The organism is Nonlabens sp. Ci31 (genome assembly GCF_012974865.1).
Taxonomy (GTDB): Bacteria; Bacteroidota; Bacteroidia; order Flavobacteriales; family Flavobacteriaceae; genus Nonlabens.
On sequence record NZ_CP043633.1, the window covers coordinates 3,029,756 to 3,049,749 of the forward strand.

The following is a 19,994-nucleotide window of genomic DNA, read 5'->3' on the forward strand; positions in this document are numbered from 1 at the left end:
TATTGGACATGACTATTTAGAAACAATTATCCTTTTACTGCCGCATGCAGCAAGTTAAAGATGTTCTCGTTAGTTGTAATTAGTGTAAAATTTAATTGTTATTTTTTCTTTCCGCTCGCTGTTTTCTTGCTTCTCTCTTTTTGAGAAAGTACAAGCGGCGTTTTTCTTTAATACTCAAATCATCACGGTCGCGGCTTTGTAATTCTTGAAGATTTAGGTTATCTGATTTTTTCAATCGAACATTATTATAGTCTCTTACATTTAAACGCACCCCTACAGCAAGATTGAAGTAATTACCAGTATTAAAAGTATCGTTTAATGCCGCCGCCGAATTAATATTGTAGTTTACTATTTCATAACTAGGACTGAAGAAAAATGAAACTCCATCACTAAAATTATATTCCAAACTTGAAGTAAAACGCCAGACATTTCCAGAATCCCTAAACTTACCGCCACCTTGAGAACCATTTTGCCTGTTTTTGTTCTGACTAAACCCATAGCCTAAGTCTGCTGTAATATTCCAATCTTCATTTAAGCGGTAGTCATATCCTGCAAATAGATAAGCATTAAACTTAGTAGCTCGCGTATACTCACCGACTATAGCTGTGCTTTTGACACTCATAAAATCTTGTGTGAGCGCACCTCCTAAATAAAAGTTTTTTAAGACGTAAAACTGCATACGTATTCCAAAGCCTACTCCCCCATCTAATCCATTACCAGCAAAATTATCACCAGATGGAATACCACGTTGTAAATAAAGATCGGTAAGAAATAAACGTTTAGGATGTTCAGAAACGGGTGCGTTTAATACTGCTGATTCTTCTTGAGCAAATGATAGGCTCGCAACCATAAAAAACAGGATGCTTATACTAATTCTAGTAGGTAATCTCATAACTTTCTAAGGCACTGGTTATTGTATAAGTTCTCATGGATTGATTACCTAAAGCATCTGTAAAAACTACATCAATCACAGATGGATAGAATACACTCAATTCAAAAGTACCGTCGTTAGTTGTTCGATTAAATCGTCTGGGCTGATTATTATAGAAAACACAGTCTTCATCTTGCGATAGCATATCGTTACTGTAAATTAGGTCACAATCTAAAGATTCTAATTCAAAGGTGGCGCTGTACTCCTCTGTGGTTCCTGATGTGTTTACAAATTCAATTTCCACATTGGAAGATTCCTTTAAAATGGTTTCTGGAATATCTAAAAGATAATCATCATCTAGCTCCCGTCTAGAAACGCTTATTTTATAGTTCGTATATCTTTCTGAATTAAAATTCAGAAAAAAACTACCATCTACCAGCATTACAAATTCAACTTGTCCATTTTCATTGGTAATTCCTTTCCCTAAGATAAAATCTTCATCTGGTGGAGAAAACTTGGAGAGCTCCTGTCCTATAATAAAACGATTGGTTCTAAATGTAGTAGCAGTTACTTCCATATTTACAATAGGATTACCAGATACATCTAACACTCTTGTTTTAAAAAGTGCCCGGGCATCATTTTCTAGCCTGGCTTCACAGGAGGTAAGAAGGACTGGAAGGAGGAGTATTAAGAATAATTTTTTCAAGTAGAGTAGATTTAAAGATAGATGCAACAAATTAGAAAAGGTTGCGTCATCAGACACTAAGAAATTCTAATAACTTTATTTTGTAATTACGTCAGTACCTAAAAACTGATCATCTTTATTGTAATACCATTTACGCACTTTAGGCATATGGATATCGTTTACCACTTGATTACCAGAAAGTAATATATACTCTCCAGTATGAGGTTTTATTTTTCCAGAAGCATCCGTTTTAAAAAATTGGTATATTTCCATTTTATAAGTAGTTGGGTCAAAATAAAAAAACCAAGCATCGCTACCTACATTTTGATCATAAGTGGCTTTGAGTACGAGGTACTCTTTGCCTTTAAAGGTTTTGCGTTCTATTTTGTTGTCAATATGGGTTCCTTCATCCTTTAATTTCATGGGTAAACCATAAAGATAGGTATAGTAATTTTTCATAAAAAGAGCTCTTTCGGCATCTTTTTCGGTCGTCATTATAACTTTTTCTACCTGGCGCAAATCCGACTTAAAAGCAGCGCCAACTTCTTTAACCACATAATAACTGGTCAAAATACTATCTCTAACTGCGTTAACTTCAAAAGACTCTTCAGGAAGGTTGATAGTGATGTCACTAACCCGTTCTGGTTGGCTAGGTGTTGTCATGGTTATTTGAAAACCTCCTTGAAAACTGTTCCAATTCCTATTAGGATCATGAGTCTTAATTGCCTTATTCAGTAATTGCTGACCATTAAGTTCTTGCGCATTGATGTATAAGCTTGCACAGATCACCATAAGAGAAAAAAAATATTTCATTATCCTGTATTTTAAGCTAAGATAGGGCATTGACTTTGTCTGTTTTAAATTTTAGACCAAACAAAAATTCCCAATAGCTAAGCCATTGGGAATTTTATTAAAACTTAAATTTAAGTGTTACCTATAATTTCTAAAGATCGTCCAGTTGTTAAACCCAGTATGGCGGTTCCATTGAAAACGGAGACGGTAAACTCCATTAAAAATCGGAAATAGTAAATAAAAAATTTACTCCAGCTGCTGAGTAATAAGCAATTTATTCTTTATGCATAAAAGCCTGCTTAGCTTCCAGTTCTTCCTTTGTTTCCACTACGTTGTCATCTGGCACACAACAATCTACTGGACATACAGCAGCACATTGTGGTTCATCATGAAAACCTACGCATTCCGTACATTTATCTGGTGAAATGTAATAAAACTCGTCACTTATAGGTTCTTGGGTTTCGTTAGCATCTACTTTTTTTCCATTAGGCAAAACTACATTTCCATCCAGATCCGTACCATCTGCATAGCGCCAGTCGTCTGCCGCCTCATAAATTGCCGTATTCGGACATTCTGGCTCGCACGCGCCACAATTAATACATTCGTCTGTTATGATGATTGCCATAGCTTTTATTTACTTTTGTGCAAAAATAGCAACTAGTGAAGACAAAGTCAATTAATACCTCGTTAAATGATCGAATTACTGCTTTCGCGAAAGCGGGAGCGCTACTTTCCTCCTATCTAGAAGGTACATTAAAAGCCTTAACAAGTGATGGCACAAGCTGGCAAGACCGCATTCAACAGAGATTGGAGCTCGCACAGCGCAAGAATTCTTGGTTTACAGATGACACTTTAGAATTTGCCATCACACAATGGACAGAAGCACTTACCGAAGAAAACTTAACGAATTGGACACAAAATTATCCTTTAGATAAGGTGACAACTAAAAATATTGCTCTAATAACAGCTGGCAATTTGCCATTAGTAGGTTTTCACGATGTTTTATCGGTGATCATCTCAGGTCATCATGCACTCATAAAAAATTCGAGTAATGATGATGTGTTGACACCTTTACTGTTAGAAATAGCGACCTCATTCTGTGAAGAGTTAGCAACATCCTATTCCTATGTGGAGGGTAGATTAGAAAATTACGATGCTGTTATCGCTACAGGAAGCAACAATACCGCACGTTATTTTGAACATTATTTTGGTAATAAACCTAATATTATACGCAAGAACCGCAATAGTGTCGCGGTTTTAACAGGGAGTGAAACCTTAGAACAAATGGAGGCTTTGAGTAAGGATGTCTTTCTTTATTTTGGACTAGGTTGTAGAAGTGTCAGTCACTTAAAAGTTCCCAAAGGATATAATTTTGATCTTTTCTTTAATGGAATGTTTTTACAGAAAGAGCTTATCAAAAACGAAAAGTATTTAAATAATTATGATTACAACAAAGCTGTCTACCTTATGAGTGAGTTTGATTTACTGGACAATGAATTCTTATTGATCAAAGAAGAAACGAGCAGCTATTCTTCTCCTATTGCCAGTTTAGGTTACAGTTTTTATGAACATATAGAAGACTTGGCTATAGAATTTGATCAAAATGCAGATCAATTACAATGCGTGGTTGCTCAAGGTGCAGCAGCGGCAACAGTCCTAGAAAAATTAGGCCATAGAACAGCACCGCAAATTGTTGATTTTGGGACCACTCAGACCCCTAGATTACATGACTATGCTGATGGAGTGGATACGATTCAGTTTTTGTTGACATTATCTTAAAAACCTTATCGATTTCATAACATAATTTGGTATTTGATTTTGCATTTTTGTAATTCATCATAAAAGAAAACAAATAATGCTTAAGCACAATTTTAGCGCAGGTCCATGCATACTGCCACAAGAAGTTTTCCAAAAAGCAGCTGCAGCTGTTCTTAATTTTAACGACCTTAGTATTTTAGAGATCTCTCACCGGAGTAAAGATTTTATTGAGGTAATGGAAAAAGCACAGTCCCTAGCGCTAGAGCATTTAGGCTTGACTGATAAAGGTTATAAAGCATTGTTTTTAGGTGGCGGCGCTACCATGCAGTTTTTAATGGTAGCTTACAACCTACTAGAGAAAAAGGCAGCCTATTTAAATACGGGTACTTGGAGTGATAAAGCGATCAAGGAAGCTAAATTGTTTGGAGAAGTTGTTGAAGTAGCCTCTTCAAAGAAAGATAACTACAACTATATACCTAAGGGTTATATAGTACCAGAAGACGTAGATTATTTTCATATTCAGACCAACAACACCATTTTTGGTACGCAATTACAATATACCCCAGACGTTTCTGTACCTCTTATTTGTGATATGAGTAGTGATATTTTTTCAAGACAACGCGATTTTGAAAAGTACGATTTGATTTATGCTGGAGCTCAAAAAAACATGGGCCCTGCTGGAGCCACATTAATTGTAGTTAAAGAAGATATCTTAGGAAAAGTTTCTAGACAGATTCCTTCTATGTTGGATTATAGAACACATATCGCTAAAGAATCTATGTTCAACACTCCACCAGTATTTCCTATTTATGTGAGCATGCTTACATTAGAATGGTTAAAAGAAAATGGCGGTATTGACGCGATAGAAAAAATAAACAATGAGAAAGCAGCCTTGATTTATAACGAAATAGATCGCAACCCATTATTTAAAGGTTATGTTACAGAAAAAGAAGATCGTTCCACTATGAACGCAACATTTGTATTGAATGATGAAGCACATGCCCCTGCTTTTGACTCTTTATGGAAAGAAGCAGGAATCAACGGTTTAAATGGTCACAGATCTGTAGGTGGATACCGTGCTAGTATGTACAATGCTTTGCCGTTAGAAAGTGTACAAGCACTTGTAGATACCATGCAAGAACTAGAGAGAAAATCTTAAGAACTTCAAAACAAAATAAAAATAAAAGTATTTGTTTTCGTAGCCTTTGAGATTGGTAAACGGAAACTAAAAAATTAGAAAATTATTATGAAAATACTAGCAAACGATGGCGTTTCACAAAGCGGAATAGATAAATTAACAGCTGCTGGTCACGAGGTGTTGACTACAAACGTAGCTCAAGAACAATTGCAAGATTACATCAATAAAAATGATGTCGCTGTACTTTTAGTAAGATCTGCTACAACGGCTCGTAAGGAATTGATAGATAATTGCCCAAGTCTTAAAATTATAGGTCGTGGTGGTGTAGGAATGGACAACATCGATGTGACTTATGCACGTGAGAAAGGCCTAAAAGTGATCAATACTCCTGCAGCAAGTAGCGCAAGTGTATCTGAATTGGTTTTTGCACATCTTTATGGAGGAGTTCGTTTTCTTTATGATGCTAACCGCAACATGCCCCTAGAAGGAGAATCCAACTTTAAAGGTCTTAAAAAAACTTATGCAAAAGGTTCTGAACTACGAGGTAAAACTATAGGAATTATTGGAATAGGCCGTATAGGGCAAGAAGTAGCAAAAATTGCAGCTGGTGTAGGAATGAAGGTAATTGCTCACGATAGTTTTGCCGATAAGGCACCTACTGTTTCCTGGGATCTTTTTGACGGACAGACCGTTAGTGTTGAGATTCCATTAGTAAGTAAAGTAGAACTATTAAAAACAGCCGACTTTGTAACCATACATGTTCCTGCACAAACGGATTATGTAATAGGTACCGATGAGTTAGGAATGATGAAAAAGGGAGCTGCTATCGTAAATGCTGCTCGTGGTGGTGTTCTTGATGAAGTGGCTTTAGTAGAAGCGCTAGAGTCAGAGCATATCTCTTTTGCCGCCTTAGATGTTTTTGAAAAAGAACCAAAACCTGAGGTTGTATTGCTTATGAATTCTAAACTTTCTTTAAGTCCGCATATAGGTGCTGCAACTAATGAAGCTCAAGACCGTATAGGAACTGAACTAGCAGACCAGATTATCCATATATTAGGATAAGTCGTTTTCACATGACTCATCGTAGTAATTGGACGAAGGAACAATTGGCTTGTAAAATTGATTTTATTTCGATGCTGCTTATTAGTATCTAGAGACTAAGCTTATAGAAAAGTAAAAAACCGCATTTCTGATAGAATTGCGGTTTTTTTGATTCCATTAACACCATATTACTTGTACCTACAATAAATTTGCCTACATGAACACAATCTTACACAAATCAGACTCTAGAGGTCATGCAAATCATGGCTGGTTGAATAGTTTCCATTCTTTTAGCTTTGCTAGCTATCACGATCCAGATCGAATGAGTTTTGGAGTATTGCGCGTATTAAATGATGATACCGTTGCTGGAGGAATGGGCTTTGGTGCTCACCCACATTCCAACATGGAAATTATAAGTATTCCCCTTTATGGTGATTTAAAACACCAAGACAGTACAGGGAGAAAAGCCATTATTAAAAATGGGGATATCCAAGTGATGAGCGCAGGAACAGGTATTACTCACAGCGAGAAAAATGCAAGTCAAAAAGAAGATGTGAAATTTCTTCAAATTTGGGTTATTCCTAATCAGCAAAATGTCACTCCACGTTATGATCAAATCACTCTCGATCCTAAAAATAGGCACAACCAATTAGATCAAATACTTTCTCCTAACCCAGAGGATGCCGGTGTATGGATTTATCAAGATGCTTGGTTTAATTTAGGAACTTTTGAAAAAGGTACAAAAGGTGCTTATGAGATCAACAAATCTGGCAATGGTGTTTACGCTTTTGTTTTGAAAGGTTCTTTTAAGATAGGAGATCAAGAAATAAACCATCGCGATGGCTTAGCTATTTGGGATACCTCCTCTTTTGAATGGACTTCTTTATCTGAAAACGCAGAGATTTTATTGATGGAAGTACCATTGGGATAAACTACTGTTGAAGAACTCTCTGCCAGCACAGTGAAGCCATTTGGACAACTCCAAAGCTAATTGGCATAGTCACAACCTCACAGATAAGCTTTTTCGTTAAGGAGGTATTGCCACTTTTCCCTTTTAAAAAAAAGCAAGACTTTTAAAATACCATTAATATTGCCGGTTATAACTGTCACTCTATATTCGGATAGGGCTTATTTGTATCAAATATACTCTTACTTTTGGTTCCCTAAAAACCGCCACCTTCTTATTAGAATACCTTAGAATGGGGTTAGAAACTTTGTAATTTATTGTAGCTTTTCACTTTTTAATAGCTATTTTCAACCTAATAATTTTTCAGATTAAGGCCGTTTTTTGTAACAAAGCCAGCCTATCCACCGTCAGATCTATATAAACATAGCTAACACCAGTTCAATGATTAAAAAAATAATACTAGGAATGGTTATCGTTGTTGTTATAGCTGCCGCAGCTGGGGGTTATGCGATATACTCCTTTTTTCCAGAAGATGATTATATGGCTCGATTTGCTATAGAAAACCCAGATAAATCTGCTTTTTTGTTGATTAGAAATGATACCGTCATCGGTCAACAAAACCTTCATCAAGAAATGCCTTTAGCCAGTACTGTAAAGTTTATTATTGCCGTGGAATTTGCAGAGCAAGTGGGCAAAGGATGGATACTCCCAGAGGAGAACATAGCCAAGAAAGAACTTCTTAACTTCTATGTCCCCAATACAGATGGTGGTGCTCATAATAACTGGTCTGACAGTGATGATATTCTTCAATACGGCGATAGCATCCCTTTAATAAGTATTGCAAAGGGAATGATGCAATACAGTTCTAATGCAAATTCAGAATGGCTTATGGAACGATTAGGACTTGAAAACATCAATAATCAGTTGGCCAAATTAGATTTTAAAGACCACACTCCTATTTATCCTTTTGTTTCTTCCCTATTTATTACTGAGGAGTACTTTAAAGATAAGACAGAAGATGAATTAGTAGATGCCATAAAAAATATATCTGAAGAGCAATACATCAATTATGCATTGGATATTCATCAGAAAATGCTCCAAGATCCTGAATATAGAAATCAGCAGCTGGATTTAAATGAGACCATGCAAGGTATTTGGTCGGACCGATTGCCTGCAGGGAGCGTTAGTGATTATGTTTCGTTGATGAAAAAGCTCAATTCAAAAACCTATTATGATGAAAAAACACAAACTGTTCTCAATGAAATCATTGAAACTAGTATGCGTTATAATTCTACGAAGGAGTTCTATCAGCACATAGGAATTAAAGGTGGGTCCACTCTTTTTATCATGACAAAAGCTCTTTATGCAGAAGACCATAAAGGGAATAAAACGGAGATGGCTTACTTTTTTAATGGCTTGGAAGCTCAGGAGCGCAAAAAAATGACGATGTCCATAAATGACTTTGACAGGACTGTTTTGAGAAATCCGATGATGGTACAAAAGATAAAGAAGTTGTTTTCAACCTATGAATAGTGAATGTTTATGTGTTTTAATGCCGCTTTACTGCCTGCCGCTAGAAAAAGCTCGGAAACAACATAAAAAACATTTCAATTAATCACTAAAACCTAATTCTTTGTATATTAAAGCCTTGTATATATCATTTATTTATGGATTAAATTCTTAATTTATTACCATCTCATATAGGAAAAACCTTGATCCAATTGTTGTCACAAAAAACAGGACAATCAACAGACAAAACCTCAAACGTGCTTTTACAAGCAATGCCCTTACTTTTAGAGCCATGCAACGCAACGAGGTTACAGAAGAAGGTGTTTCATCTTTAAATAATGCGTTAAACAATCTGCATCACAGTAGTCGTGAAGATATAGATATGTTGGATGTGGTTATTGGCAAATAGATAGAACTGCATTTTTAAAATTTAAAGCGATCAGCTTTTAAATGGTCGCTAATGGTAGTTTAACTCATTGAATATAGGTGTTGACTCATTGCTCCTTTTTAAAGCTTAACTTCCAAGTTACTTTTAGCCTATGAAAAATTTACTCTACAGCATTTTAATGATAGCAGCTATTGTTGGATGCAGCTCCGTGCAAACGAGCACTAACGGAAAAAAGAAATCCCTAGCAGTACAAAATGACACCGTGCGTATTGCAAATGACAGTCTGCAATACGAGGTGATCGTTATAGAGCCTGGATTTTACGGATTTCTTGCCACACAACCACAACAAGGTTATTACACACAATCTAGTATGGAAATTAGTAATAACTTTAAAGTAGCAGAGTATAATTTACGAACTAGAAGCCCAATGCAATATGGAATTAACTTATACGTGTGGCCTATAGAATATGATCGCAATATAGATTATGGTTATGAAGTCAATTATATGTTATATAACTACTTTCTTTTTTTCGAACAAAAATACAATCAGAGGCTGAAGTAACTTATTTTTGCAGCATGCAAAAAATAAAAAAGAATTGGGAAATAACCCATAACTGGGAACTCATTTTTATACCATTAGGAATCATAGGACTTCTCGCTTGCGGCTATTTTATCGCAGTACTCATCTTACCTACTACTTTTGAAGACATCACTTATGAATATGCTTTTATGGCAATTACCACTTTAGTTCTTGCTTTTATTTTTTATGTCTTCACTATGTGGTTGTTTAAAAAATTGAGAACGAGGTGGGACGTGACTTATAGATGGGAATTGATAGCTATTTTTATCGTGTTTGCTATTACTGGTTCCTTATCGGCTCGATTATCTGGTCCTTTTATAGAATTTATAGGCTTGACTAAAGAATCTACTTCAGCTTGGATATTTTGGCCACTGCGCATATTGATTATCTTCCCTATTTACCAAATAGTCTTGGTAGGAATGGGATGGGTTTTTGGACAACATGCATTTTTCTGGGAATTTGAAAAGAAGATGTTGTCGAGGTTTGGTATTAATTTGTCATAAAGAAAAAGCATATATTAACTCGTTTGTTAGCTATTTTGTTTCGCTTTCGCGAAAGCGGAACTCACCCGAGTATATCCCGCTTAAAAAAAATCATAATCGTACCTTTACAGCTCTAGATAAGATTAGAAACAAAAAAAATGGATAACAACGATATTTTAAGAAGACTGCGATTTACACTCAATTTGAGTGATGACTCTATGATGGATATGTATGCTAAAGGTGGAGAGACTGTTTCTAGAGCAGAGATAAGCAGCTGGCTTAAAAAAGAGGAAGATGAAGACTTTGACGTTGTTATAGATGAAAATCTGTCTACTTTTCTAAACGGTCTTATTGTCAATTATCGCGGTAAAAAAGACGGTCAGATTCCTGTTGCAGAAACGGAACTCGACAACACTATTATCTTAAGAAAATTGAAAATCGCCTTTAACTTTACCTCAGACGAATTGATTTACATCTGGAAAAAAGCGGACGTTGAAATTAGTGAAACAGAGTTAAGCGCCTTTTTCCGAAAGAAATCACATCCTAAATTCAAATACCTAAACGATCAATATTTACGTAAATTCTTAAAAGGATTCCAGATACAGCGCAAGACACAGCGTGAAAAAGAGGCCTATAGAAATTCTTTTAAGAAGTAACTTATAAAACTTAGTGGGTTACTAATGGGATGAAAGGCTTTTTTGAAATGACCTTTTGACGGTCCTATTAAAGGATTAATGATGGACTAAGAATGTTGTAGAACTTCTAGTGCCATAAGTTAGGTTCATTCCATTTCCTGAAAATTCTTTTTAATAAAATGCTCCACAAAAAAAAGCGCTACCCAGAAATACCATTCTGTATAGCGCTTTGAAATTGGTCTGTTAAAATAGGACTAGTTATTTTTCCTATGCACCTTAAATTCTTTATACCTCGCAAAGGCAGCAATAATAAATATTACAGATAAGGTTATTATCGCAAACTGATAGGAAATAATCTGATCTCCACTAGCATAACTGTGCAATCCTGATAAGTAGAAATTCACTCCAAAATACGTCATCAATACACTAGCAAAAGCGATAACAGACCATAAATTAAAGGTCCATCTTCCTTTTAATCCAGGAACCAATCGCAAGTGCAATACAAATGCGTAGATGAAAATGGTAATCAAAGCCCAAGTTTCCTTAGGATCCCAACCCCAATAACGACCCCAAGATTCGTTTGCCCACATACCACCTAGGAAGTTTCCTATGGTTAACATGATCAATCCTACAGTAAGTGCTACTTCATTGATATAGGTCAACTCTTTGATATTGAGGTCCATGATTTTTCTGTTTTTCTTTGTAGAAAAAATCATTAAAATTAGAGTGACTAATCCGAGAATCATTCCTAAAGCAAAAGGTCCATAACTACCTACAATAACCGCCACGTGAATCATCAACCAGTACGAATCCAACACCGGTTGCAAATTACCTATGGAGGGATCCAGCCAGTTCAATTGAGCTACCCATAAAATGATAGCCACTACAAAAGCAGTACTGGCGACAGTCATCTCACTTTTCCTACCGAACATTAATCCAAAAGCCATTGTTGCCCAAGCGACATAAATTAAAGATTCATAAGCATCTGACCAAGGCGCATGACCACTCAGATACCATCTAGTGATTAAAGCTGCTGTATGCACTAAGAATAAGGCTGCAATCACCCAATGATGGAACTTTATGGTCCATCGTATCTGTTTCATAGGTCTGATGATTTCTACGATTAAGAGAATCAACATAAGAATACCAAACCATACATACCATTTATACAAATTCTTAAAGACATTGTATTTGTTGTATAAGATCTCTGCGTCGATGCGTTCTTTGCTAGGAATGATTTCTGCACCGTGGTAACGTTGGAATTCAAAAAGACTGTTCAGTGCTGCATTTGCATTGAGATAATTACCACTGGCATTTCCTTGACGTAATAAAGAGGTGTAAGCTGGGAAAAAGTCTCTTACAAAATTGATGTCTCGTTCTTCCTCATAGGCTGCTTTTCCCATATCTGGTGAAGCATACCAAGTATTGTTTTCTGCCCCTTTTTTAGGAAAAATCTTTAAAATAGAACCTGAAAGTACTTGATCTAAAATCCCTACACTGTAGTTGATGTCTATAAAGCCTTGTTGGATACTGGACTTTACATCAGCAGCATTTGCTTCATCCAGGTATGGACTGATTTTATAACTTCCTATCGTACTATCTTGTCTTCTCCAGAAGTCCATTCCACGAGCATACTTGGTACTTTTATCGAGTCCTAAGATTGTTTTTAAAGAATCGTTTTTATAATTCAGTTTTATCAGTGGTACATCAAACCATAAATCTCTGAATTGAATCATGCTGATCATGGTCTGTTCTGGCGTTAGTCGGACAATACTATCTCCTACTTTTGCCTCATAATAGTCTCGTTCAGAAAGTCTGCGCAGGATTTCACTAGCTAAAGTAGACAGGGGCTTCATACGTCCATCGTCTTGTACGACTACTTTACCAAAACGCTCTGCCTGAGCCAGTGGTGCCATATTAGCTACAATGATACTATCGGCAAGCCTTACGGGGATAGGTGGCATCTTAGGTGGTGCTATATCTTCTGCAGCGACACCTATATTTACAGTAGAAGCGTCTTGATTAGTACTCACTCCTTCCCTATTCTCAATGGAAGTAGAATGTCCTCCAGGCGCATGATTGTGCCCTGTATGGTCTTCTTCTTGTACCTGAGCTCCAGCAATACTTGCAGTAAACAAGATGGCTATCATCGCTAGATGCTTTGCTTTACGTTTTTTAACTCGCTCAATCAATCTTCTCAATTCCCCAAATCTTGTATTCGGATCAAAAATCAATGCCATCAAACCAAGATAAAGTAAACAGTACCCAATATAAGTTACCGTTTTACCCCAAAAATCATGGTTGACAGAAAGGTGTGTTCCTAGCTCATCTGGATCAAATCCTGCTTGGAAAAATCGGTAACCTTTTTTATCGAGTACATTATTCATATAAATACGTTCTTGTGACTTCCCAGCCGAATCAATTACCGTTACTTGACTTTCAAAAGCCGAGTAAGATTTCTCAGTTCCTGGTTGTTTACTAGCTATAAAATCATTCAATTGTATCCCAAATGACAGATCCCTTGCAATAGACCCATATTTGATATAAGTTTTTAAACCATTGATATCCACATCGACATAATCAGAGATGATACCTTTTCCTCCTAGCATTTCTATTTTCTGTGACTCGTCACCGCTAGTTACTGTAGCCAAAATACCATGTGCTTGTGCCTTAGTAGGTTCTGGACTTTTTATAATTCCAACTTCACCTTGAGTAACAGGATCTGGAATTACAAATTGCATTCCTGCCATCGTATAAAGAGATCTCAACTGTAATGTTTGGATAGAATCTGGGATTACTTCCCCCTCCATCTGGTCTGCCATACGTAGAAAACCCCCTTCATAAGGAGTTTGTATAGTGTAGCCGTTCCAGTTTTCAGTAATATTAATCAATCCTTTTTGAGCAGCTATTTCTGGATCTATATTCACACCGAAGAGCACATTGTGAATACTCGCCTCTTCACCAGCTTTAATCAAATGATCGTGACGCTTTCCTTCCCCTGCTTCCACTATTTTTAAATAGTAATCGCTATTCTCGTCTCCTTCTTTCAAGCCTTCTACAGCATCAAAGATCATGCTATCTATGGTCACTGTTATATTCTTATCGTAGAAATTAAAATCTCTAGATATTTGATAATCGTATTGAGAAATTAACAATCTTTCCTTAACTGATCGCTGCATAGGTTTCCCAGCTTGATCTTCTCCTTGAATAATAGCGCTGAAATAGGTTTCTTCACTTAAAAAAGTGTTCTCTGTCTGCCCTTCTCGTATCAACATCATCCCTTCAAAAGAAATGTATCTAGTAATACCTGCACCTATGATAATGAGTACCCAAGAAAGGTGCAATGTAAGAGTGGCCCATTTCTTCCATTGTAAGAGTTGGTACCTCTTGATATTGTAAATAAAATTAAACATCAACCATAACATGATCAATGAAAACCACCATTCATTATACACCCAAAGTTTAGAAGTAGGCGTATCATAGGAGTTCTCAATAAAGGTCCCAGCCGCCATACTTGCTGCAAAAGCAAGTAATAAAACTGTCATTGTACGCGTACCAAATAGCAAAGCAATCAATCTGTCTTTCATAGGACTTTTTTACCAGCGGCAAAGATACTTCACAAAAGCCGCAACGCCATGCCTTGTGAGTCGCATTGAAGTGCGTATTTTTACAGCATGATTAAGATAATTATCATAGGAACTGGTAATGTGGGAGCCCATTTGTGCCATACCATTGAGAGCAACTCACTGGCTGGCAAGCTTCTTCTTGTGGGCTACTACAATAGGGCTCAAAAAGAACTATCGGGAATTAACACAACTTTAATACCTGACCTTCATAACCTACCAGAAAGTGACCTTATTCTACTTGCTGTTCCAGACGATTCCATAGAAAAAGTGTCTCAAGAAATAAAACCTTCACGAACTATATTAGCACATACCAGTGGTAGCGTTGCTATGAACGCAATGCAAAATCATGAGAATCACGGAGTCTTTTATATGCCTCAAAGCTTTAGTAAGAATAGAGCACCTAAATTTGAGGACATCACTATATGTCTGGAATCTAGCAGTGAAGCTGTACATAAAGTTTTAGAAATGGTGGCTGTTACGCTTTCGCGAAAGCGGGAACAAATCAATTCTTCTCAACGCAAGAAACTCCATCTCGCAGCAGTTTATATGAATAACTTTGTAAATCACTGTTATACCAAAGCAGGGGAAATTATGGAAGAAGCTTCCATGGATACACATTTATTAGATGCATTGATGCGAGAAACATTAGAAAAAGCAATAGCTCTTTCTCCTAAAAAATCACAGACAGGTCCTGCGATAAGAAACGACTCAAAAACAATAGAAAAGCACATACGACTGCTTGAAAAAGAAGATCGGGATATGTACCGGTCTATAACAAAATCTATACAAAAGACACATGGCAAAAAGCTATAAAGAATTACTCCACGACATTACCACTTTTATTTTAGACGTAGACGGCGTGCTTACAGACGGCAGGCTTATTATCTCTGAAAGTGGCGAACTACTGCGCACTATGAATGCAAGAGATGGCTATGCGATGAAGACCGCACTTAACAACGGCTATAATGTCTGCATTATTACTGGAGGTACTAACGAAAGTGTAAAAAGCAGATTAGTAGGTTTAGGCATTAAAGACGTGTACCTTAACGCCAGCGATAAAATGATCCAAATCCACGATTACGTGACAAAGCATAACTTAAAACCAGAAAACATTGTATTCATGGGTGATGACATGCCTGATGTTCCAGCAATTGAATTTGCAGGGTTAGGTTGTTGCCCACAAGACGCTATACCAGAAGCAAAAGCGGTAAGTCAGTATATTTCTCATAAAAATGGTGGCGATGCTTGTGTACGCGATATCATTGAACAAGTGATGAAAGTACATGGGAAATGGAGTGTGCAAGACGGAAAGAGCGTGAGATCCACCTAATGAAATCAAGTTGAAATTAGTGCAAAGTATGAAGTGCCATTTATTAAAAGGCTATTGGTTACTGTCATTTTGCTGTAACGCAGAATCGCCTAAAATGATCTTAGGAAATTAATAATAGTTTCTTTTACTTTTATTTTTATTTTTGCTTCCTTTTAATTTATTTAATGTCTACATTTTTTAAAATCATACGCTGGCCTAACGTTTTGTTGACCATTCTTACTCAATTAGTTATTGTTTATGGTCTGTTAATTCCCTATGGAGTTGATCCAGCTTTAAACTGGTGGCAATTACTTTTGTTGATCAGTGCAACAGGCCTGCTTACGGCAAGCGGTAATATCATCAATGACATTTATGATGTGGCAATTGATCAAGTGAATAAACCTGAAAAGCTACTCGTGACAAAAAGCATCTCAGAATCAAGTGCTTATAATTTATATTTTGTTTTAACCGTGCTTGCCGTAATTTGTGGTTTTGTACTTTCAAACAGTTTGAACAAGCCCATTTTATCCAGTATTTTTATTGGAGTGGCCTTTGTACTTTACCTTTATGCGAGTTCGCTCAAAGCAATGTTGCTCATAGGCAACCTTGTTATTTCTTTATTGGTTGCTCTAGTGATCTTGATAACAGGAATATTTGAATTGTTCCCATCCATCACAGCAGAAACACAAATAGGATACAAGTTTCTTATGGAACGCTTATTGGAATTTGGCTTGATGGCGTTTTTAATCAATTTAGTTCGAGAATGGGTGAAAGACTGTGAAGATGTAAATGGAGATAAAGCAGGTGACAGGAATACCCTAGCTATCGCTCTAGGAAGAAGTAGAGCCGCAAAGTTTATTGCTTTTTTTATTATAGGTATTCTAATCTTATTAGGTTGGTATGTTTATGAATATATTTATCTAAATGATATCGCTACCTATTACTTTGTTTTCCTTATTATGGGACCACTGCTATTTGTGATGATCAAGCTTTGGTCGGCAAAAAGTCAAAAGGAATTCCATATACTTTCTACGGTTCTCAAAGTCGTTCTCCTTTTTGGTATCCTTTCCATAGGAATCTTTAGAATCAATTATTACCTTAATTAAGATCCATGCTAGCAGACAAATTTGCAACTACAAAAATCATTCTCGCTTCACAATCACCTAGAAGACAAGAGCTTTTAAAAGGATTGGATCTAGATTTCACCATAGAAATCAGGCCTGTAAATGAAGTGTATAGCACTGATTTGAAAAGTCACCAAATCACCGATTATCTTTCTGTTTTAAAAGCAAGTGCATTTAAAACAGACCTTAAAGATAAGGAGTTATTAATAACCAGTGATACTATTGTATGGTTCAAAGAGAAGGCATTAGAAAAACCTAAAAATGCAACGCATGCCAAAGAAATGCTCACTTTGATGAGTGGTCATTCTCATGAAGTATACACGTCAGTTTGCTTTACAACTATACAAAGCCAAGAAGTTATTTATGACGTGACTAAAGTTTATTTTGCAACACTGACAGAGGAAGAAATAGATTACTATGTCGCTAATTACAAACCATTTGATAAAGCGGGCGCCTATGGTGTTCAAGACTGGTTAGGTTATGCAGCAGTAACCCGATTAGAAGGTTGTTATTATAACGTTATGGGATTGCCGTTGCCAAAGGTGTATGAGTTTTTAAAAGGGTTTTAGAACTGTCTTGCTTTTACGCCATGCCGGTCGGCGTTTAGGAAAGCGAAACATACCGGTACAAAAAAAATCCACTTTTAAAAAAAAGTGGATTTTCTATAATAAAAAGTAGTAAAACTACTATAAAGGCCATTCCTTAAAACATTTCACGTCCTGAGAAATGGAATCCACTCTCGATTGCTGCGTTTTCATCGCTATCACTTCCGTGAACAGCGTTTTCTCCCATACTCTTAGCAAACATCTTTCTGATAGTGCCATCAGCAGCGTCAGCAGGATTTGTAGCTCCAATTAATGTACGGAAATCTGCAACTGCATTTTCTTTTTCAAGAACAGCGGCAACTACGGGACCACGAGTCATAAATTCAACTAATTCGCCATAAAATGGACGCTCGCTGTGTACCGCATAAAATTCCTGTGCATCAGCAACAGTCATTTGAGTTTTCTTAAGAGCGACGATTCTAAAACCGCTCGCTGTAATCTTGTCAAGTATAGCACCTGTGTGACCGTCTTCAACTCCGTCAGGCTTAATCATTGTAAATGTTCTATTCGTTGCCATTTTCATATTTTTTTAAAATGCGCTGCAAAAATACGGTATTAGTTAGTTTTGATTGAGTTTTATTAAAATATAATTTTACCGGTTTTAATTAAAGAAGCACTGCCCACAAACCCTTTTAACTTGTAACAAAGTTGCACTCTTTTTTTTCCTTTAGCTCAAGGTAAAGTATCATTCGGTAGCTTTAACAGATCCTGCCCTGCCGTAGAACAAAATGAAGAATAAAAGAAGTGATTTTATCTAGCTGTAAAATTTATTTGTGTACCTTATAAGAGTGGGGTTTAAAATTATAGAATTCAAAAAAAAGTAACTCTAGCTTAAAATCCGGAAACTACCAACCACAAACGACTATTTACTACCAACTAAAGCAGTAAATCCTTACTTTTGCTGGTCTATGAATAAAGATCAAATTCAAAACTTACAACAAGAGCTTTCTACTGCTAAAAAAATAGTTATTGTTCCACATAAAAATCCAGACGGAGATGCTGTGGGATCTGTTATTGCTCTTTACGGCTACCTCATTCAGTTGGGACATCAAGTGAGCATGATCAGTCCAAATGATTTTCCTTCATTTTTGAAATGGATGGAAAACAGCGACTTATTTTTAAACTACGAGAAAGAAAAGGAACAATCAGATAGACTAATTGAAAAAGCTGATCTTATTTTTAACCTGGATCATAATGCATTTCATCGCGCTGGAGATATGGAGTCTATTCTTAATGAAGTAGATGCGACTTTTGTCATGATCGACCATCATCAGCAACCTGACGATTTTGCTACCTATACCTATAGTGATACTTCAATGAGTTCTACCTGTGAGATGATATATCATTTTCTTGAAATGATGAATGATACTGATAAGATTAATCCAGCTATGGCTGCTGCTATGTATACAGGCATTCTTACCGATACAGGCAGTTTTAAATACCGTTCTACCACATCCACTACCCTACGGGTTGCGGCTAATCTTGTTGATAAGGGAGCAAATAGTGAAGCGATCAACCGCAAGATTTATGACGTAAATACGCCGTCAAGAATGAAATTACTTGGTGTGGCTTTAAGTAATATGGTCATTTTAGAAAAATACCGAACTGCTTACATCACCTTAACTCAAAAGGACCTGAACGATAATAATTTTAAAAAAGGCGATACAGAAGGTTTTGTCAACTATGCACTTAGCTTGGACGGAATCGTTTTTGCACAAATTTTTATAGAAAAAGAAAGTGAGGCGATTATCAAAACATCTTTAAGATCTAAAGGTGATTTTGATGTCAATCAATTGGCTAGAGAAAACTGGGAAGGTGGCGGCCATAAAAATGCCGCTGGAGGTAAATCTGATTTATCAATGACAGAGACCATAAAAAAATTAATTAGTATCTTGCCTTCTTATGAAAAAGAGCTCCATGAAGTTGTTATTTAGAACGTTTCTTATAGGTGTTTTAACCCTCTCTCTTCAAAGCTGTAGCAAGAAGATTGAGGCAAGAAAACCAATTACTACAACTACCAGCTCTACCATACAGCAGTCAATAGAAAAAAACAAGAAACTTAACGCCGCTGAGGAGCAAGCTATAGAAAACATCATAAAAGATCTCGATCAAAAATTTGAACGTAGTGCTAACGGTTTTTATTATTCTTTTACTAAAATGGATTCTACTACAGGGGTACAACCTAAATTTGGAGACCGAGTAACTTTTGAATACGATGTGATAGCCTTAAATGGGGATACCATATACAGTAAGCAAGAACTTTCCCCTATCACTAAAAGTCTTGATCAAGAATACGGTGTTTTTAGAGGTATGCGAGCAGCATTGAAATTGATGAAAACTGATGAGGAAATGATTGTATTTTTCCCTTCTTACTCCGCTTACGGGTATTACGGAGATAATAATCGTATTGGTGCAAATACTCCATTTAAAAGTAGGGTAAGACTCTTAGGTATTAACTTAGAAAAATAATGTTGTAAGACGTCTTGTACTTTCTTACTTTTAAAGAAAATTAACATTAATACTGAATTTTATTCAGTGCCAATG

Annotated in this window: 21 protein-coding genes; 15 read left to right on the forward strand and 6 right to left on the reverse strand. The window is 36.4% G+C overall.

The genetic code is table 11. The features are described from left to right. Nucleotides 1-91: 91 nt before the first annotated feature. From F0365_RS13365 to F0365_RS13380, 4 genes are all read right to left on the reverse strand, one after another. Nucleotides 92-850: a hypothetical protein gene (locus F0365_RS13365; protein ID WP_206071283.1), complete on the reverse strand. Its 759-nt coding sequence runs from the start codon at nt 848-850 to the stop codon at nt 92-94. Between the two features lie 25 nt (nt 851-875). Beyond that, on the reverse strand, nt 876-1,577 hold the full coding sequence (locus F0365_RS13370; protein WP_169934152.1) for a hypothetical protein: 702 nt from the start codon (nt 1,575-1,577) through the stop codon (nt 876-878). Nucleotides 1,578-1,652: 75 nt separating this feature from the next. Further along, nucleotides 1,653-2,369 (reverse strand): DUF6503 family protein, encoded by a 717-nt coding sequence (locus F0365_RS13375; protein WP_169934153.1) that lies wholly within the window; start codon nt 2,367-2,369, stop codon nt 1,653-1,655. Nucleotides 2,370-2,622: 253 nt separating this feature from the next. Then, nucleotides 2,623-2,973 (reverse strand): 4Fe-4S dicluster domain-containing protein, encoded by a 351-nt coding sequence (locus F0365_RS13380; RefSeq protein WP_169934154.1) that lies wholly within the window; start codon nt 2,971-2,973, stop codon nt 2,623-2,625. 35 nt (nt 2,974-3,008) lie between these two features. Between F0365_RS13380 and F0365_RS13385 the strand changes: the two genes are divergently transcribed. From F0365_RS13385 to F0365_RS13420, 9 genes are all read left to right on the forward strand, one after another. Continuing rightward, the gene (locus tag F0365_RS13385) at nt 3,009-4,127 is read left to right on the forward strand and encodes an acyl-CoA reductase (protein ID WP_169934155.1); all 1,119 of its coding nucleotides are present in this window, start codon (nt 3,009-3,011) and stop codon (nt 4,125-4,127) included. A gap of 76 nt (nt 4,128-4,203) precedes the next feature. Beyond that, on the forward strand, nt 4,204-5,265 hold the full coding sequence (gene serC / locus F0365_RS13390) for a 3-phosphoserine/phosphohydroxythreonine transaminase (RefSeq protein WP_169934156.1): 1,062 nt from the start codon (nt 4,204-4,206) through the stop codon (nt 5,263-5,265). 87 nt (nt 5,266-5,352) lie between these two features. Beyond that, a complete protein-coding gene (locus F0365_RS13395) occupies nt 5,353-6,306 on the forward strand; it encodes an NAD(P)-dependent oxidoreductase (RefSeq protein ID WP_169934157.1) in 954 nt (317 codons plus the stop codon). Nucleotides 6,307-6,502: 196 nt separating this feature from the next. Then, the gene (locus F0365_RS13400; RefSeq protein WP_169934158.1) at nt 6,503-7,216 is read left to right on the forward strand and encodes a pirin family protein; all 714 of its coding nucleotides are present in this window, start codon (nt 6,503-6,505) and stop codon (nt 7,214-7,216) included. A 417-nt stretch (nt 7,217-7,633) separates the two neighbouring features. After that, a complete protein-coding gene (locus F0365_RS13405; protein ID WP_169934159.1) occupies nt 7,634-8,725 on the forward strand; it encodes a serine hydrolase in 1,092 nt (363 codons plus the stop codon). Between the two features lie 143 nt (nt 8,726-8,868). Beyond that, nucleotides 8,869-9,036: a DUF937 domain-containing protein gene (locus F0365_RS16815; RefSeq protein ID WP_410505485.1), complete on the forward strand. Its 168-nt coding sequence runs from the start codon at nt 8,869-8,871 to the stop codon at nt 9,034-9,036. 204 nt (nt 9,037-9,240) lie between these two features. Further along, on the forward strand, nt 9,241-9,651 hold the full coding sequence (locus F0365_RS13410) for a DUF6146 family protein (RefSeq protein ID WP_169934160.1): 411 nt from the start codon (nt 9,241-9,243) through the stop codon (nt 9,649-9,651). A gap of 14 nt (nt 9,652-9,665) precedes the next feature. Further along, the gene (locus F0365_RS13415; protein WP_169934161.1) at nt 9,666-10,172 is read left to right on the forward strand and encodes a DUF6787 family protein; all 507 of its coding nucleotides are present in this window, start codon (nt 9,666-9,668) and stop codon (nt 10,170-10,172) included. A 137-nt stretch (nt 10,173-10,309) separates the two neighbouring features. Beyond that, entirely contained in the window at nt 10,310-10,807 is a 498-nt protein-coding gene (locus F0365_RS13420) for a DUF1456 family protein (protein ID WP_169934162.1), read from the forward strand. 233 nt (nt 10,808-11,040) lie between these two features. On the opposite strand, the gene ccsA is transcribed toward F0365_RS13420, so the two are convergent. After that, nucleotides 11,041-14,373, reverse strand: a complete 3,333-nt coding sequence (gene ccsA, locus F0365_RS13425) for a cytochrome c biogenesis protein (protein ID WP_169934163.1) — start codon at nt 14,371-14,373, stop codon at nt 11,041-11,043. Nucleotides 14,374-14,460: 87 nt separating this feature from the next. Here ccsA and F0365_RS13430 point away from each other — a divergent pair, with 87 nt between their 5' ends. From F0365_RS13430 to F0365_RS13445, 4 genes are all read left to right on the forward strand, one after another. Further along, nucleotides 14,461-15,225 (forward strand): Rossmann-like and DUF2520 domain-containing protein, encoded by a 765-nt coding sequence (locus F0365_RS13430; RefSeq protein ID WP_169934164.1) that lies wholly within the window; start codon nt 14,461-14,463, stop codon nt 15,223-15,225. Next, the gene (locus tag F0365_RS13435; RefSeq protein WP_169934165.1) at nt 15,209-15,742 is read left to right on the forward strand and encodes a KdsC family phosphatase; all 534 of its coding nucleotides are present in this window, start codon (nt 15,209-15,211) and stop codon (nt 15,740-15,742) included. The genes F0365_RS13430 and F0365_RS13435 overlap by 17 nt, the downstream gene beginning before the upstream one ends. 164 nt (nt 15,743-15,906) lie before the next feature. Beyond that, nucleotides 15,907-16,827 (forward strand): geranylgeranylglycerol-phosphate geranylgeranyltransferase, encoded by a 921-nt coding sequence (locus F0365_RS13440; RefSeq protein ID WP_169934166.1) that lies wholly within the window; start codon nt 15,907-15,909, stop codon nt 16,825-16,827. Nucleotides 16,828-16,832: 5 nt separating this feature from the next. Next, entirely contained in the window at nt 16,833-17,414 is a 582-nt protein-coding gene (locus tag F0365_RS13445) for a Maf family nucleotide pyrophosphatase (RefSeq protein WP_169934167.1), read from the forward strand. Nucleotides 17,415-17,547: 133 nt separating this feature from the next. Here F0365_RS13445 and F0365_RS13450 read toward each other — a convergent pair whose 3' ends face one another. Continuing rightward, nucleotides 17,548-17,967: a nucleoside-diphosphate kinase gene (locus tag F0365_RS13450; RefSeq protein ID WP_169934168.1), complete on the reverse strand. Its 420-nt coding sequence runs from the start codon at nt 17,965-17,967 to the stop codon at nt 17,548-17,550. A 391-nt stretch (nt 17,968-18,358) separates the two neighbouring features. Here F0365_RS13450 and F0365_RS13455 point away from each other — a divergent pair, with 391 nt between their 5' ends. Continuing rightward, the gene (locus F0365_RS13455) at nt 18,359-19,384 is read left to right on the forward strand and encodes a DHH family phosphoesterase (RefSeq protein ID WP_169934169.1); all 1,026 of its coding nucleotides are present in this window, start codon (nt 18,359-18,361) and stop codon (nt 19,382-19,384) included. After that, nucleotides 19,368-19,919, forward strand: a complete 552-nt coding sequence (gene gldI, locus F0365_RS13460; protein ID WP_169934170.1) for a gliding motility-associated peptidyl-prolyl isomerase GldI — start codon at nt 19,368-19,370, stop codon at nt 19,917-19,919. The genes F0365_RS13455 and gldI overlap by 17 nt, the downstream gene beginning before the upstream one ends. The last annotated feature ends 75 nt before the right edge of the window (nt 19,920-19,994 follow it).

Coding starts and splice junctions, on each gene's coding strand:
- F0365_RS13440 (WP_169934166.1), top strand. CDS start 15,907: ATGTCTACATTTTTTAAAATCATACGCTGGCCTAACGTTTTGTTGACC.
- F0365_RS13450 (WP_169934168.1), bottom strand. CDS start 17,967: ATGGCAACGAATAGAACATTTACAATGATTAAGCCTGACGGAGTTGAA.
- ccsA (WP_169934163.1), bottom strand. CDS start 14,373: ATGAAAGACAGATTGATTGCTTTGCTATTTGGTACGCGTACAATGACA.
- F0365_RS13415 (WP_169934161.1), top strand. CDS start 9,666: ATGCAAAAAATAAAAAAGAATTGGGAAATAACCCATAACTGGGAACTC.
- serC (WP_169934156.1), top strand. CDS start 4,204: ATGCTTAAGCACAATTTTAGCGCAGGTCCATGCATACTGCCACAAGAA.
- F0365_RS13365 (WP_206071283.1), bottom strand. CDS start 850: ATGGTTGCGAGCCTATCATTTGCTCAAGAAGAATCAGCAGTATTAAAC.
- gldI (WP_169934170.1), top strand. CDS start 19,368: ATGAAGTTGTTATTTAGAACGTTTCTTATAGGTGTTTTAACCCTCTCT.
- F0365_RS13400 (WP_169934158.1), top strand. CDS start 6,503: ATGAACACAATCTTACACAAATCAGACTCTAGAGGTCATGCAAATCAT.
- F0365_RS13375 (WP_169934153.1), bottom strand. CDS start 2,369: ATGAAATATTTTTTTTCTCTTATGGTGATCTGTGCAAGCTTATACATC.
- F0365_RS13405 (WP_169934159.1), top strand. CDS start 7,634: ATGATTAAAAAAATAATACTAGGAATGGTTATCGTTGTTGTTATAGCT.
- F0365_RS13380 (WP_169934154.1), bottom strand. CDS start 2,973: ATGGCAATCATCATAACAGACGAATGTATTAATTGTGGCGCGTGCGAG.
- F0365_RS13395 (WP_169934157.1), top strand. CDS start 5,353: ATGAAAATACTAGCAAACGATGGCGTTTCACAAAGCGGAATAGATAAA.
- F0365_RS13420 (WP_169934162.1), top strand. CDS start 10,310: ATGGATAACAACGATATTTTAAGAAGACTGCGATTTACACTCAATTTG.
- F0365_RS13455 (WP_169934169.1), top strand. CDS start 18,359: ATGAATAAAGATCAAATTCAAAACTTACAACAAGAGCTTTCTACTGCT.
- F0365_RS13430 (WP_169934164.1), top strand. CDS start 14,461: ATGATTAAGATAATTATCATAGGAACTGGTAATGTGGGAGCCCATTTG.
- F0365_RS13410 (WP_169934160.1), top strand. CDS start 9,241: ATGAAAAATTTACTCTACAGCATTTTAATGATAGCAGCTATTGTTGGA.
- F0365_RS13445 (WP_169934167.1), top strand. CDS start 16,833: ATGCTAGCAGACAAATTTGCAACTACAAAAATCATTCTCGCTTCACAA.
- F0365_RS13435 (WP_169934165.1), top strand. CDS start 15,209: ATGGCAAAAAGCTATAAAGAATTACTCCACGACATTACCACTTTTATT.